The 14,311-nt window shown below is 37.9% G+C and carries 14 protein-coding genes; 5 read left to right on the top strand and 9 right to left on the bottom strand.

The window, feature by feature from the left end; genetic code table 11:
* Window positions 1-166: 166 nt before the first annotated feature.
* Window positions 167-2,227, bottom strand: a complete 2,061-nt coding sequence (locus tag KMW37_RS21060; RefSeq protein ID WP_215226618.1) for an alpha-L-fucosidase — start codon at window positions 2,225-2,227, stop codon at window positions 167-169.
* Window positions 2,228-2,509: 282 nt separating this feature from the next.
* On the opposite strand from KMW37_RS21060, the gene KMW37_RS21055 reads away from it, so the two are divergent.
* Window positions 2,510-4,768: a TonB-dependent receptor family protein gene (locus tag KMW37_RS21055; protein WP_215226617.1), complete on the top strand. Its 2,259-nt coding sequence runs from the start codon at window positions 2,510-2,512 to the stop codon at window positions 4,766-4,768.
* Between the two features lie 425 nt (window positions 4,769-5,193).
* Here the strand turns inward: KMW37_RS21055 and KMW37_RS21050 are convergent, their stop codons facing one another.
* Entirely contained in the window at window positions 5,194-5,808 is a 615-nt protein-coding gene (locus KMW37_RS21050) for a DUF4870 domain-containing protein (RefSeq protein WP_215226616.1), read from the bottom strand.
* A gap of 288 nt (window positions 5,809-6,096) precedes the next feature.
* Here KMW37_RS21050 and KMW37_RS21045 point away from each other — a divergent pair, with 288 nt between their 5' ends.
* Window positions 6,097-6,699: a nitroreductase family protein gene (locus KMW37_RS21045; protein WP_215226624.1), complete on the top strand. Its 603-nt coding sequence runs from the start codon at window positions 6,097-6,099 to the stop codon at window positions 6,697-6,699.
* Between the two features lie 33 nt (window positions 6,700-6,732).
* On the opposite strand, the gene KMW37_RS21040 is transcribed toward KMW37_RS21045, so the two are convergent.
* From KMW37_RS21040 to KMW37_RS21025, 4 genes are all read right to left on the bottom strand, one after another.
* Window positions 6,733-6,990: a DUF6952 family protein gene (locus KMW37_RS21040; protein WP_215226615.1), complete on the bottom strand. Its 258-nt coding sequence runs from the start codon at window positions 6,988-6,990 to the stop codon at window positions 6,733-6,735.
* Window positions 6,971-7,285: a thioredoxin family protein gene (locus KMW37_RS21035; protein WP_215226614.1), complete on the bottom strand. Its 315-nt coding sequence runs from the start codon at window positions 7,283-7,285 to the stop codon at window positions 6,971-6,973. The genes KMW37_RS21040 and KMW37_RS21035 overlap by 20 nt, the downstream gene beginning before the upstream one ends.
* 96 nt (window positions 7,286-7,381) lie before the next feature.
* Entirely contained in the window at window positions 7,382-7,954 is a 573-nt protein-coding gene (gene yjjX / locus KMW37_RS21030) for an inosine/xanthosine triphosphatase (protein ID WP_215226613.1), read from the bottom strand.
* Window positions 7,955-8,025: 71 nt separating this feature from the next.
* The gene (locus tag KMW37_RS21025) at window positions 8,026-8,733 is read right to left on the bottom strand and encodes a YebC/PmpR family DNA-binding transcriptional regulator (protein WP_215226612.1); all 708 of its coding nucleotides are present in this window, start codon (window positions 8,731-8,733) and stop codon (window positions 8,026-8,028) included.
* A 156-nt stretch (window positions 8,734-8,889) separates the two neighbouring features.
* Here KMW37_RS21025 and KMW37_RS21020 point away from each other — a divergent pair, with 156 nt between their 5' ends.
* Window positions 8,890-10,242: an NAD(P)/FAD-dependent oxidoreductase gene (locus tag KMW37_RS21020; protein ID WP_215226611.1), complete on the top strand. Its 1,353-nt coding sequence runs from the start codon at window positions 8,890-8,892 to the stop codon at window positions 10,240-10,242.
* 41 nt (window positions 10,243-10,283) lie between these two features.
* Here the strand turns inward: KMW37_RS21020 and KMW37_RS21015 are convergent, their stop codons facing one another.
* The 3 genes from KMW37_RS21015 to KMW37_RS21005 form a co-directional block, all read right to left on the bottom strand.
* On the bottom strand, window positions 10,284-10,730 hold the full coding sequence (locus KMW37_RS21015; RefSeq protein ID WP_215226610.1) for a gamma-glutamylcyclotransferase family protein: 447 nt from the start codon (window positions 10,728-10,730) through the stop codon (window positions 10,284-10,286).
* 465 nt (window positions 10,731-11,195) lie between these two features.
* Window positions 11,196-11,762, bottom strand: coding sequence for a CPBP family glutamic-type intramembrane protease (locus KMW37_RS21010; RefSeq protein WP_215226609.1), 567 nt, complete (start codon window positions 11,760-11,762; stop codon window positions 11,196-11,198).
* Window positions 11,763-12,340: 578 nt separating this feature from the next.
* On the bottom strand, window positions 12,341-12,550 hold the full coding sequence (locus KMW37_RS21005) for a class IIb bacteriocin, lactobin A/cerein 7B family (RefSeq protein WP_215226608.1): 210 nt from the start codon (window positions 12,548-12,550) through the stop codon (window positions 12,341-12,343).
* A 540-nt stretch (window positions 12,551-13,090) separates the two neighbouring features.
* Between KMW37_RS21005 and KMW37_RS21000 the strand changes: the two genes are divergently transcribed.
* Entirely contained in the window at window positions 13,091-13,495 is a 405-nt protein-coding gene (locus KMW37_RS21000) for a DUF4890 domain-containing protein (protein ID WP_215226607.1), read from the top strand.
* 153 nt (window positions 13,496-13,648) lie between these two features.
* Window positions 13,649-14,251 (top strand): TIGR04282 family arsenosugar biosynthesis glycosyltransferase, encoded by a 603-nt coding sequence (locus KMW37_RS20995; RefSeq protein ID WP_215226606.1) that lies wholly within the window; start codon window positions 13,649-13,651, stop codon window positions 14,249-14,251.
* The last annotated feature ends 60 nt before the right edge of the window (window positions 14,252-14,311 follow it).

Raw genomic sequence — 14,311 nt, 5'->3', positions numbered from 1 at the left:
TATCAAGGCCTATGAAGAAAAAATGCAGCTTCACAGAGAAAGGTGGCTACAAAAAACAGCTAAAGAACTAGGTTATGAACTCGAACAAATTCATGCCTAGTTCTTTACGTCATTGGTACTTTAGGAGAAATCCCTTGATTTGAGGCAGCCTCTTTATTTTTATTTTCTATTCAGAAATGGTACCGATTTCAGCAAAGGAAGCATCCTTTCCATCTAGAGTTTTGGTAGCTGTTAATTTGATAAATTTAGCAGGAACAGTGCCAAAGCTTATTTTTTGCTCAATTGGGCTATTGGCAATATTACCAAATTCGCCAGTCTTGACGGTTTTCCAGCTTTTCCCATCTGTGCTCACAGCAAAATTGTAATGATGGATGACTCCAGACATATAGCGATTTTGCATAGGTATATAGGTAAAGCCTTTCAAATTCACTTCGGTTCCAAGATCGATTATAATTTCGTTGCTTTTGCTGACATAGTTGGAGTGGATGTTTTCGTCAATGGCTTGTTGCGCTTTTTCGCCTCCATTTACTACCTTCCAGTTGGTTTTGGCCAGGTCCAAATCCTTTCTGCTTACTTCACTTACTTTTCCGGTAGCTTTATCTAAGGCAATAGCTTGAATAATTTGTGGCGTTTTTACATCAAATTCGCCTTCATATTTGGTTGAATTCTGATGAGGTTGGCTTCCATCTGTGGTATAGTAGATATCCACGCCTTGATCAGGAACCTCTAAGCTCACTTTTCCGGAGATCGCTCTTTTGATTTCGGGAGCCAAAACTACCTTAGGAGCATTATAGACTGCCAACTTTGAAATGGTTGGACAAGCCTTGGCGTCAGTAATAGTAAACCTTACAGCCTTGGCAGTTACTTCAGGGAATCTCAATATCCTTTTATAGCCAATAGTGGTTTCCGAGGCAATTTCTTCCCATCCGTTTTCAGTTTGGGCTTCAACCGTAAAAGCTTTCACCCTTTGTCCTAGAGTAATATATTCTTGGGCCAAGAAACGGTTAAAAGTAGTAGGTCCATCAAAATTGATGGTTAATGATGCTTCAATTACTCCATCATTAGTCGCCCAATAAGTTTCAGGGTTTTCATCTATTACATTTTCCGCTTCATAACCATTACCCCTGCTTTCGGAGGCCTCGATGCTGCCGGCATTAGCAGCTAGATCTTTGGCAAAATCTTCTTTTATTTTATCAGCCAATTTCAATACCTGCTCTACATCATTCTCATGGATTAAGCCTCTTTTATCCACGGGGAAGTTCAATAAAAGCGAGCCATTGCGGCCAATGCTTTCATAATATATATCTAAAAGTGTAGGAAGTGATTTTACCTTGTGGTCTTCGTACTCATGGTAATACCAACCTGGTCGGATGGATACATCCACTTCTGCAGGCACCCAATGCGTACCATTTTCTTGTCCATCTGCATACTCAGTGTGATAATTGGGCATGCCTCCATAAACCTCATCACGTAGTAAATTTGACCAAGTAGTTTTATAGGCATGACCTTCTTCATTGCCCACCCATCTGATATCAGGACCTGCGTCACTGAAAATTACGGCATTGGGTTGAAGTTCTCTGATGATCTTATAGGTGTTTTCCCAATCATAGTAAGTCTTCTTATCTACTTTTCTGTCCTCGTTGGCACCACCGTAGTATCCAGTACCTCCATTGGCACCATCAAACCATACCTCAAAGACATCACCATAGTTGGTCAATAGTTCTTTTAACTGGGCTCTAAAGATCTCAATATATTCTGGAGTACCATAGTGCTCGTTATTTCTGTCCCAAGGAGAGAGATAAACGCCAAATTTCAATCCATACTCTTTACAAGCCTCAGATAGTTCTTTTAAGACATCTCCTTTTCCATCTTTCCAAGAAGAACTTTTTACTGAATGGTCTGTGGTTGCAGTTGGCCAGAGACAAAATCCATCATGGTGCTTTGCAGTGATGATGATACCTTTCATGCCTGCTTCTTTGGCAACTTTAGCCCATTGTCTGCAATCCAATTCGGTGGGATTGAATGTGTTTGGGGATTCTCCGCCCAGTCCCCACTCTATATTGGTAAAAGTGTTCATATTAAAGTGAACGAAGGCATAATATTCCAAGTCCTGCCAAGCTAATTGGCGTGCGGAAGGGGTAGGTTCTACAGGTGCAGGAGGTGCGACTGTGCTAGTCTGGCATGCCACCGTAATGAGCAATAATAGAGATGCTAAATTTTTTATCATTGGGTATGGTTTATAAAGAAGCTTCAATATAATTAATTGGAGGGTAATTTTATAAATTTTGACTTTATATACTTCATTGTCCTTTAAATGTGTCAAAATTGTATTAGTATTAGCAAGGTATTTTCAAGTTTAGGAGAGCTTATGTGAATCAATCTATAGGTGGAAAGGCCTAGAATTTGGAGGAATAATTATATTTTCAATGATTGGGGTTTTATGTTATTTGTAAAATAAAGGTCGTTGACTTTTTCTTTCGGAAAGGATATTAATCCTTATTTTTGGCAGATGAAATTAAAGTTGACCATACCTTTTGCCATTTTTGTTGGCCTTTTGCCCAATTTACTTTTGGGACAAACTGTTTTGACCATTCTAGATGCCGAGAATCAGGAACCTATTCCAGCCGTATTGGTCAAGATCAATTCTCAGAATAAAGAAATTTCCGATGAGCAAGGTCAGGTAATGCTAGACATCCAGAAAACTGAGAATGTTTCATTTTCACATATTTCATATGATGGCTTATGGGTAAAGATCCAGCCAAATGAAAACAAAACGATATTATTGCAGCGTAAGACCAATAGCCTATCAGAAGTGGTGGTTTCTACTTTTGGTTCTTCAAGACCACTAATAGAACAATCCGCCGCAGTAAGCCAAATAGGTGAACAGGAATTTTATCGTTTTAACGAGACCTCTTTGGTATCTGTCTTTAATACAAAATCTGGGATTCGACTTGAGGAAAGAGCCCCAGGGAGCTATCGGGTTTCTATCAGGGGCAGTTCCTTAAGGGCACCTTTTGGTGTTAGAAATGTTAAGGTTTATTGGAATGGCATTCCCTTTACATCTCCGGATGGAACAACTGCACTTAATTTATTGGATTTGAATAATGTGCAGGGTGCAGAAATCATAAAAGGACCAGCAGGGAGTATCTATGGAGCTGGAAACGGTGGTGTCATTAGTTTCAATTCTAAGCCCATCGATGAAAACAATCTCCAAATGAACTTGGGATTGGGAGAATATGGCTTGGTCAAATATAGCTTAGCAGTGCAGCAAAAGATGGAAAAGGCCAATATACATGCTAATTTCGTCCAACAAAAGTCAGATGGTTATAGGGATCACAGTGCCTTTGACAGGAAGGTCCTACAGCTGGGAGCCAATTTTTTTCCCTCTGAAAAGCAATCAGTTTCTACACAGCTACTTTACTCAGATCTTTTCTATCAGATTCCCGGTGGCTTAAATGCTGATCAAGTAGCAGAAAACCCACAACAAGCTAGGCCTGGTTCTGCAGCCCAAAATGCCTCTATTTCCCAAAAAACCTTGTATGGGACTTTTGTCCATGATTATGATTTTAATGATCAGTGGAATAATCACACTTCTGCATATATCCAAACAACGGATTTTGAAAACCCTTTTAATTTGGATTATAAAAAAGAAACTCAGTATGGTTATGGAGGAAGGACAAAATTTAGCTTGAACGATCAATGGGCTAGTTTTCCGGTAAAAGTCATTTTTGGTGGGGAATATCAATTTTCCAATACCAGTGCGCAAAACTTTGGGAATCGTGGGGGACAAGCAGATACCATTAGATTTAGTGACGATTTGATCACAACCCAAGCATTTTTGTTTCAGCAGTTGGAAATAAATTGGACTGAGGCTGTTCGAATGACCCTGGGCTTAAGTGAGAATTTCTCAAAGTTTGATATCAATAGGACCATTGATGCATCTACAGGAGAGCCCTATGCTGTGGAAAGGACATTTGATCCAGTTTGGGTCCCTAGACTGGCTCTTTCTGGAAAGCTGAATGATTATTCTTCGGTTTTTGGCAGCATCAGCTCTGGGTTTTCGCCACCGACGATTGATGAGGTGAGGACAAATGAAGGTACCATCAATCTGGATTTGGAAGCTGAAAAAGGGGTGAATTATGAGATAGGTTATAGGGCGAGTTATTGGGATAATAGATTTGATATTGATATAAGTACCTTCTATTTTAAGTTGGATGAAACCATTACCACTTATACCAATGAGCAAGGAGTGGTACTTTTCCAAAATGCCGGTGCCACAGATCAAAAAGGACTGGAAGCTCAACTGGATTATATAGTTTTTAGAAATCCTTTGTCTTGGCTACAAGAATTGAACCTCATACATGCCTATTCCTTTTACCATTTTAGGTTTAAGGACTATGTGGATGATGGTGAGGTTTATTCTGGGAATAAACTGACTGGTGTGGCTCCTAATAATTTGGTTAATCAAATTAATCTAAAGACTAGGGCTGGCCTGTATCTTAATATTACCCATCAGTTTGTAGATAAAATTCCTCTGGATGATGCCAATACTGTTTTTCAGGATGCTTACAATTTATTGGGTGCCAGAATGGGCTGGAGGCAGAGTTTGGGGGCATTGTTTGATTTGGAGCTGTATTTTGGAGCTGAGAATATACTGGATGAGCAATATAGTCTGGGCAATGATCTAAATGCCTTTGGTGGACGCTATTATCAGCCTGCTGCCCCATTGAATTTTTATGGGGGAATTAAGTTAAAAGTGAATTATTAAAGTAAATTATGTGCGTCCGCATCGTTGTGGGGAGCCGAACATTGTAAGGATCTTATTGTTTTCTGTTCTTTTCCATTGATGAAAAGAGCCAAACCTGCCTGCCGGCAGGCATGAATCTAGGCCAAGGAACCTCCCACCACGGGCGGGCAAGATATTCAAATTGAGTAAATTTCGTTTCCGATTATAATACGTTTGGCTCAATTTGATTTTCTGCCATTTGTTGTAGGCTAAAAATGAGTGGATCTCGCTCGTCCACTTCGTGAGCTAACTCATTTTTTTAACACCCCCATCAATTGTCCCAAAAACGAATGTTCCAAAGTCCAAATGGTTAATTTGCGTACAAATATTTCGTTTGTATTTGGGTACGAAAAAAAATTAAAATAGTCATAAAATAAGAGGCATTAGATAAATAAAATAGGATAAGATCAAGCTCGTATAAACCTGATCTTTGGATAATACTTGGTGTCTTTTTGGTCATGGATCCTGAAAGTATTGATGATAATAAAAGTAGCATTGGTGATATACATCAGAACCCAAATAACTCTAACTCCATAGTAACCAATATTGAAAGAGATTGCCTCTTTAAAAACGAATGAAACTAGAATACTGAGGAGCATCCCTAATATTGGGATCAGAATAAATGGAATAAGGAATAGTAGTAGCACCCAAGTGATCTGAAAATTGATCAAGTTTTTGGACTCCTCATTGATGTTTTTTATTTCGTCTTTCTTAAGCACCCAAAGGATGGCTGGGACTAAAATTCCCAACAGAGGGAATAAAATAAATGAGAGAGCAGACAGGCTTAGTTTTTTTAGATAAGCGATGTCCTTTGAATGATCGCTGTCCAATAATACTTGGGGATCTACTTTTAGCGCTTCGGCAAGTTTGGCACAGGTAGCGCCACTGGGTTTGGAGTCCCCATTTTCTATTCGTTGAATGGTTCTTAAACTAAGCCCGGCTTCATCTGCTAGTAACTCTTGGGATATTCCTTTGGAGGTTCTTAGTGTTCTTACTTTTTGTGCGATGGTTTCTTTTGCCATGATTTTACGATTTGTTTACCTCAAAACTAGTGATGCATAGAGGAGAATGATAGTGTCGTAATTGCGTCTAATTGGTGACATCTTTGCGTCGTTTTGGACATATATCTGGTTTTTGCTAAAAAATGAAGACTAATATTAATATGAATCTATTTTGCTTCAAATTTTTTGAACCTATTTAACGATTATTTAATTGATAAATATTAAGTCACAATAGAGAGCATGATCAGTCTTTTCAAAGGCTTTGCTACCTTTGCAACCTGAATAATTAAAACAGTAAGATTACCTATGATGGAAAAACCAGTATTTAATATAGAAGAGGTAAATAAGATCATTAGAAACCGTCGCTCCATGTTTGTGGCACAGTTTAAGGAAAATGACCCTGTAGAGGACAGTATCATTGAAGAAATGCTGGAAAATGCCAACTGGGCACCTACGCATAAATTGACTGAGCCTTGGGAATTTACAGTATTCTCAGGAGAGGGGCTTAAAGAACTGGCCGATTTCCAATCTGAATGTTATAAGGAAAGAGCAGAAAGAAATGGGAATTTTAAAGAGCCGGTTTATCAAAAGCTTCAAGAAAACCCGTTGAAATGTTCTCATGTTATAGCCATAGTAATGAAGCGAGATCTGAAAGCCAATCTTCCTGAGATAGAAGAAATAGCTTCAGTTTCCATGGCTGTTCAGAATATGTACTTGACGGCTAGTGCCCATGGATTGGCGGCTTATTGGGGTACAGGAGGAGTTACTTTTTATCCTGAAGCCAAAGCGTATTTTGGATTAGGAGAGGAAGACAAGCTGATGGGGTTTTTCTATGTGGCCAAGCCTAAGTTGGATATCTGGCCTGAAGGAAAGCGAAAGCCTATTGCTGAAAAAGTAAAATGGGTGAAATAAAAAAATCCCCGGTATTTCTACCGGGGATTTTTTTTATTTGTCTATAGAACCCATTACTCGCTTCATAAAAGCATTCATGGCTTCTTTTTTATCCATGCCATCCTTGATCATGGTATTTACTTCTAAGGACCCATAGAGGTTGGAAAGTAATTCGCCCATAACTTCCAATTCTTCGTCCTTAAGCGAAGAAATTTCGGTCATTGACTCTAAAAGTTCTATGGTTTCATTTACCCAGTCTTCATCGTTTTCCTCGATAAAACCGAGCACATGCTTAATTATTGGCAATCTCATCTATCAAAGCTTTAAGGTTGTCTTCTTTATTTGTTTGAGTTTGGTTAACCAGTTTTCCTCCCTTGAAAGTGGCAAAAGTTGGTAGGTTGGTTACTTCAGCCAGTTTTCTTGATTCAGGAAGCTTTTCTGCATCTACATACAAAAAGGTGATGTCTTCATAGTTGCCAGAAAGTCGTTTCATTTTTGGCTTCATGATACGACAGTTGCCACACCATGTTGCACCATATTGTACAATCACTTTATCGTTTTCTGAAATTACTTCCTGTAGGTTGTCTTGTTCTAATTCCTGTAACATATTCTTGTTCGTTTATCAGTTGCTTATTGATGAAACAAAAGTAATATCAATTAAATTATTTAACCAATTGATAAAATCTATGAGTCATAGATGTGCTTAAAATAACTCCTCTTTGATGAAGGGGATCAAAGCTAAAACGACTGCTTGGTAATAATATTCTTTTCTATTGATGGTTCCATTGGTTAAAATTCCTACAGCGCCATTTCCTTGTTTGGAATTCTCTCTTTGGAAAACCTGATCATCGGCAGCTCCAAGCTCCATTCCATCATTTACTAATTTACTGATGGCTTCAGGCAAGAAAAAAGTGGCTGTTCTGGATTTGCCTTCTTTACCATTTCTGTCCAAAATAACCACCCAGGCAAAAGCCTCCAGGTCATTGCCCATCTTCGCTACCCCTCCTTCGATGCCTACCCAATAGTCCGCCTCCGGAAATGCGCTTTTTGCATTTTTCGCCCTATTATAGGCTCCTGTATAGGTTTCCTCATCCCCAAAAGGCTGCTCACTTACTTCTGAATGGACATTAAGGCCTTGAACCACAAAATAGGATTGTTCAAAAGCTTGGGCAAAGCCACTTTCAGTACAGCTTACCTTTACAGGATTAGTACTACCTACCACGACCAATTGCTGGCGGTCACGCTTTTGAATGTTTTTTCTTTTAGGAAATGCCATTAAATAGCTTTTGTTAAAAATAAAAAAAGCCTTTGGTTCTATACCAAAGGCAATTGGGATTGTTTTGTTAATTACGAGATATTATGATAGACATGGTTGACATCATCGTCTTCTTCCATTCTTTCAATCATTTTATTGACCTCTTCTTCCTGCTCTTCTGTAAGGTCCACGGTAGTGGTTGGGAAGCGTTGGAATTCTGCACTGGTAACTTCAATATTTCTATCTTCTAAGGCTTTTTGCATATTGCCAAATTCCTCAAAAGCGGTATAAATAAAGATTTCACCTTCATTTTCATCTATATCCTCTAGGCCGAAATCAATCAATTCAAGCTCAAGCTCCTCAAGATCATGTTCATCTTTAGGAAACCTAAATACTGCTTTGTGATCAAACATAAAACTAACAGATCCTGAAGTCCCCAGTGAGCCACCACCTTTAGAAAAATAGTGTCTTACATTAGCTACAGTCCGGTTAATATTATCTGTGGAGGTTTCCAATAAAATAGCCACTCCATGAGGCGCAAAGCCTTCATATACTACTTCTTCATAGTTGCTCTGGTCTTTATTGCTCGCTCTTTTTATGGCCGATTCGATACGGTCTTTTGGCATGGCAGCACCCTTGGCGTTCTGCATGACCGTCCTTAGCTTAGGGTTATTGTCAGGATCTGGTCCCCCAGCTTTTACAGCTATAACGATCTCCTTGCCCAAGCGGGTAAATACCTTGGACATTTTACTCCAACGCTTGAACTTTCTTTCTTTTCTAAATTCGAATGCTCTTCCCATATGATTTTAATTTCAGGATTGTAAAAATAATAAATCTTTTGAATTGGCTCATCATAACTGGCTAAACAAGTACTTTTCAAGTTTATGCTTTTTATATTTGTTATGGCAATTTTAACGGACTTGCTTCAACAAATAATAGACTTAACCCTAGCAGCTATGCCAGAAACTATAAATTACCCCATTCCAAATCTCCCTGTATCCAACCGACCTAAATTGGTTATTTTAGGAGGAGGTTTTGCTGGTCTTAAATTGGCCAGAAAGATGGTCAATTCTGAATATCAGGTGATCCTTCTGGACAAGAATAATTATCATCAGTTTCAGCCTTTATTTTATCAAGTAGCTACAGCAGCATTAGAGCCCAGTGCTATTTCTTTTCCTCTGAGAAAGATATTTCATCACACGCCCAATATCACTTTCAGGATGGCAGAGGCTTTGGAAGTGGATCAAGATAATAAAAGATTATTTACCAATGTAGGCTATATCGATTTTGACTATTTGGTTTTGGCCATGGGAGCGGATACGAATTATTTTGGTATGAAGAATATCATGGAGCACAGTACCCCAATGAAAACAGTATCTGAAGCGCTTTACATCAGGAACCGTATTATCTCCAACTATGAGAGGGCCATAAATGTAGCTGATGTGGAGAAGAGAAAATCCATGATGAATGTGGTCATCGTGGGAGGTGGACCAACAGGGGTGGAACTAGCAGGAGCCATCGCAGAATTGAGGAATAACGTATTCCCCAAGGATTATCCAGAGTTGAATTTCCAGAATATGAGAGTAGTACTTGCCGAGGCAGGACCTAAACTACTTGCAGGGATGTCAAGCGAGGCGAGCGATAAAGCTGTAGTGTATCTGGATAAACTGGGCGTGGAGATCATGGTCAATGCGGTAGTGGAAGATTATGATGGTCTTACCATTAAAATCAAAGACCATGAAAGCCTGGAGACACGAACTTTACTTTGGGCAGCAGGTGTAAAGCCTAACCATATAAAAGGACTTAGGGAAGATCAAATGATTCCTAATGGCCGCTTGAAAGTCAATGAGTATAATGCGCTTGTTGATGCCGACGGTGTTTATGTAATTGGGGACTTGTGTATCCAAACAGATGAAGAATACCCAAGGGGGCACCCTCAAGTAGCGCAGGTTGCCATACAGCAAGCAGATAATTTGGCCAATAATTTAAAAGCAATGGCCGATAATCGTCCATTAAAGAAATTTAAATACAAAGATCTTGGTTCTATGGCCACTGTCGGTAGGAGTTTGGCCGTAGTGGATTTGCCATTTATGAAATTCCAAGGTTTCTTCGCTTGGATCACCTGGCTTTTCGTTCACTTAATGGCGATTGTTGGGGTGAAAAACAGAATATTTATTTTCTTGGATTGGGCATGGAATTATCTTTCATTTGACCCTTCTTTGAGATTGTTGATTAGGCCACGTTATGTAAAACCTAAAGAGAAGGAAGAGTTAGTTGAAGACAAACATGAGGAATATGATAGTAAATGATGTGTATTTTCATTAGTGTTTTTAAACAGTTGATACCAGTTTTAGTACAGTTTATGTTTATTTCTGTTTAGAATGGAGCTAATATAGGTGTTGGGCAGTTTTATGTTTTTTGCACCTTTTAGAATAGTTTCGAGATATTCTTTTTCAGGAAAAATGGCTGATATATTTTGTGGGGAAATGAAGGTGAATACTTTTAATTCCCCATTTTTTGTTTGTATATCCAATTCCTTAAAATCATAAAGTTTTTCAGATTTTAGAAAATGTTTGATATCATCTTTGTGTAGTTGGTACAGGGCTCCATAAACAGTTTCATTTGGACTTACTATGATATTTGCTCTTGCACTTCCATTTGGATTTTTATGATTGAATCTAAACCCATAGCCTTTAAGGACTCCTATGCCCATATACTTTGAAGGGTGTATTAGTCGGCTGTCAAGGGTAGATTGGTCAGGGTTACTGGCAAAGCCAAAATACTTTATGTTTTCCATATTAGGCTAATTTGAATGAAGCTATTGAAAAGTAGGGAATTGTTTCTGGGAATCAATAATCTAGTACAAAGAAAGTTTACGATACTAAAGCCTTTTTACGGATATCAAGTAAATAGATGAGGAAGAATCCAATTATATAAAATATAAGGTCTTTATAATCAAAAGCCCCAATTATTCCTGGAACCAACAGGCAGAATAGTTCTTGAGATAAATATATAGTAAGAATCAGCAGGGCACTTTTCAAGGAAGGGGATTGACTTTTTGCAGGCTTGTTAAAAAAGAGGTAGACTATGAGTAATGAAACCAGTCCTGGCCCGCTATCCGCTAAGCCTAAGTTATTAAACTCTTTCTTTGTATGATAAGGTCGATAATGGCTTACAAGTAAATAGCCCAAGATGAAAAGGGAAAGGATTTTAGTGGAATGATTAAATGTTGGCATTTATCGCTTTCACAATTAAAAACTGATTATAGTATAATAGCTATAAATGAGAGACTGTTTACAGAGGCATGTAATTTAATGGAGTTGAAAACACCATACTTTATCCTAAATCTCCCAAAAATATATCCTGAAAACATAAAGCCTAATACAGAAATCACTTTGAAGGAAGTTGTTTCACTGGTATAATAAATACCTATGTGAAATAAGCCGAATATGACGCTACTTATTATTAAAAATGCATGTTGATTGAAAAAGCCAACTTTAGGGATGCGGATTGCCTTGATAAATTGCTCCAATAGCAAATAGAGTAAGATAGCCAAGGTGAATTGCAATGCGTAATCAACAAAAATATTCAAGTTGGCGAAGTAGCTTATGGCTTTGAATACTGCTATTGACAAGAAGAATGCTCCCCCAATTTTCAAGTTTAGTGGATTTCGTACAAGAAATAACCTAAAAGCCAATTCTTCAAAAATTGGGGCCAAAATGATAAGTAAGAGGAAAAGTTTGGATGCATACCTAAAGGTTACTTCATCATGCTGAAATGGATGCAATCGTTCAAGGTAGCCTAATTCAAGTAGTTTTTTATTCAACAAAAAAGCTAAAGTTTGAGCGCAAAAATTAAGAAAGAGGTATTGGAAAAGTTTTTTATACATTTTATTTTTCATCAGATGATGCAAAAGGTGTAAGATTATTGCTCACACCTTTTTGATTTTACCTTACAAGGGATCTTGCCGTTCCAACTGCCTCAGATATATTTTCTGCGAGCCAATCAGCAAAATTACACGCATTGGCAGTCATGGCTCCTAATATGTTCGTTAAGAGATTTGGGGTCTATTAATAAACAATTCCCAAATCAATTCTGAGGATTACTACAATAATAATAGTGACAACGCTTCTTAACAGTTTTGTTATTTTAATTATCATTTCTCTTTTGTATTGATCGAATACAGATACTAAATAATGCGATGGATAAAGCGAGATAGTAAATAATAAATACGGGCTTACTTACCTGAAAACTGAATAATAAATATCTCTCACTCGAAACAAATAAGGCATATAATGCATTAAAAAGAAATATAGTAGCTAAAATAATAAAGAAAGTTTGTAAGAATTTCATATAACTTGAATTACCAGCTTATTGGGGCAGGGGAATGTTCTGCCCGTCTAAATTTTAGGCTCTATAATGGGTTGGCCCCATTTCATCAAACCTCCTCCCATCTGAATCAGGACAATCACAATCATAAGACCCATAACCATAACCTGCTGAAAAACCTGTTCCAAAAGCACTTATTATCTCAATAGCTATACCAATCCATCCACCATTTATGCTGGTACACTCATCAGTGTTTAGTTCGACTATTTTTATGTTGTTATCTTTCATAGTGGCTTTAATTAATTATTCAAAACGATACTTATTCATGTCTTCGCCGTTTCCTCCTCTAATAGGGTTGTCGTAGGCGGTATTTCATAATTGACAAAAAGTCTCAGCTATAATATAGCCTACCCTTTCCAAAAAATCTGACCCCAAGCCTCCATTTGTTTCCCTCATTTCCTCAAAGTTCAATACTCTTACATTTTTCATAATATACTAAACTTGGTTTTTTTCCCGCCATTTATGGGAGAGGGACTTTCCCAATCAGGGCCTTTTTAGAACTTTAGCTAGCATGTCAATTTGACCAGTCATAAGGCCAAGATAAAATAGTTCCGTCTAATCTTTTGGACGTTGAAAAGTTAAATATCATAAATGGGGCAGTCAGATTTATTTCTTCCAAATGTTGAGCATTATCTTCTCTATTAAAATGATTAAGGGTTTAGAACTTCAGTAGCACAAATGTTAAAATTTTGTTAAAAAGTTATTGACCCTTTAAACCCCAGATAGGAATAATGGTCAAAGGAGTATTAAACAAAAAATATAATGATTATGAAAAAAATAATGTTTTTGCTGGCGATATTGACTGCCACCGTTTTACAATCAGAGGCGCAACAAAGACAAGGGCGCGGTGAAATGGATCCAGAAAAAATGGCCGAGAGAGTGGCCGGCCATATGGAAAAGGAGCTAGAACTCAGTGAGGATCAAAAGAAAGAAGTTTATGCGCTTTTCTTGGAGTCTTCCAAGAAAAGAATGGAAATGAGGAATCAAGAAAAAGAGGAAAGAGAGGCAGCTCGTGAACAAATGAAGGCTGACAGGGAAGCGCAGCAAGCAAAGTTAAAGGAAATTTTATCTGAAGAGCAATTTGCTAAGTGGGAAGAGATGCAGAAGAAGATGCAAGAGCGAATGCGTGAACGTGGAGGTGACAGACAAAGGCGTGGAAATGGTGGTTCATAAATAAAAAAATAATTTCTTGCGTCTAATGACAAATTTTGGTTCATTTATCATAGAAGATCTTTTTAGATCTTCTTTTTTTATGTTTTGGCAGATGATTTGAGCAATAAAAGTAAATTAAATTATATAGCGCACCCGAGTATAACATGTAAGACCATGAATGAACATGCAATTATCATTTTTCAAAAAAATCCTCAGCCAGGAAAGGTAAAAACCAGACTTGGTGAGGTCATCGGAGGAGAAAAGGCCGCTGAGGTTTATGAATACCTGTTGAATTATACCCACGATTTGGTGAAAAACTATCCGGCAGATGTATTTGTATATTTTCAGGAAGAGGTTGATAAATCATTTTTATTGAATGAGCATTATCACCTTAGTTTACAAGGTAATGGCGGACTTTCAGATAAGATGAAACAAGCTTTTGCGGAGGTTTTAGGTAAAGGATATCAAAAGGTTCTGATAATTGGGTCTGACTGCATGGAGCTGAACACTGATATTTTAGATGAGGCATTTGAAGCACTTAATTATCAGGATTTAGTTGTCGGGCCAGCACAAGATGGCTCATTTTATCTATTGGGAATGGGAACTCTTTATGATGAACTCTTTGAAGAGAAATCGTGGAAAGACCTTTCTGATGTGGAGGATATTTATGCTGATGCAAAGCAACTAAAGCTCAATCTCCACAAGTTGAAGACACTTTCAGATGTGGAAGTATACGAAGATTTGAAAAGTCTAAAAGGTTTACTTAATATTCACTAAATCATAAAAAAAACTCCCTGCCGAGACAGGGAGTTTCCATCGAATTAACAAACTTGTTAA

Source organism: Echinicola shivajiensis (assembly GCF_018642165.1).
In the GTDB taxonomy this organism is placed as follows: Bacteria; Bacteroidota; Bacteroidia; order Cytophagales; family Cyclobacteriaceae; genus Echinicola; species Echinicola shivajiensis.
The sequence above is the reverse complement of the archived record's forward strand: the minus strand, read 5'-3'. Positions and strand labels throughout refer to the sequence as shown.

Bases quoted from the DNA above. Each gene is read 5' to 3' on its own strand.
- KMW37_RS21040 (WP_215226615.1), bottom strand. From the start codon at position 6,990: ATGAGATTGCCAATAATTAAGCATGTGCTCGGTTTTATCGAGGAAAAC.
- KMW37_RS21045 (WP_215226624.1), top strand. From the start codon at position 6,097: ATGGAAAAACCAGTATTTAATATAGAAGAGGTAAATAAGATCATTAGA.
- yjjX (WP_215226613.1), bottom strand. From the start codon at position 7,954: ATGGCATTTCCTAAAAGAAAAAACATTCAAAAGCGTGACCGCCAGCAA.
- KMW37_RS21000 (WP_215226607.1), top strand. From the start codon at position 13,091: ATGAAAAAAATAATGTTTTTGCTGGCGATATTGACTGCCACCGTTTTA.
- KMW37_RS21025 (WP_215226612.1), bottom strand. From the start codon at position 8,733: ATGGGAAGAGCATTCGAATTTAGAAAAGAAAGAAAGTTCAAGCGTTGG.
- KMW37_RS20995 (WP_215226606.1), top strand. From the start codon at position 13,649: ATGAATGAACATGCAATTATCATTTTTCAAAAAAATCCTCAGCCAGGA.
- KMW37_RS21020 (WP_215226611.1), top strand. From the start codon at position 8,890: ATGCCAGAAACTATAAATTACCCCATTCCAAATCTCCCTGTATCCAAC.
- KMW37_RS21050 (WP_215226616.1), bottom strand. From the start codon at position 5,808: ATGGCAAAAGAAACCATCGCACAAAAAGTAAGAACACTAAGAACCTCC.
- KMW37_RS21015 (WP_215226610.1), bottom strand. From the start codon at position 10,730: ATGGAAAACATAAAGTATTTTGGCTTTGCCAGTAACCCTGACCAATCT.
- KMW37_RS21005 (WP_215226608.1), bottom strand. From the start codon at position 12,550: ATGAAAGATAACAACATAAAAATAGTCGAACTAAACACTGATGAGTGT.
- KMW37_RS21060 (WP_215226618.1), bottom strand. From the start codon at position 2,227: ATGATAAAAAATTTAGCATCTCTATTATTGCTCATTACGGTGGCATGC.
- KMW37_RS21035 (WP_215226614.1), bottom strand. From the start codon at position 7,285: ATGTTACAGGAATTAGAACAAGACAACCTACAGGAAGTAATTTCAGAA.
- KMW37_RS21055 (WP_215226617.1), top strand. From the start codon at position 2,510: ATGAAATTAAAGTTGACCATACCTTTTGCCATTTTTGTTGGCCTTTTG.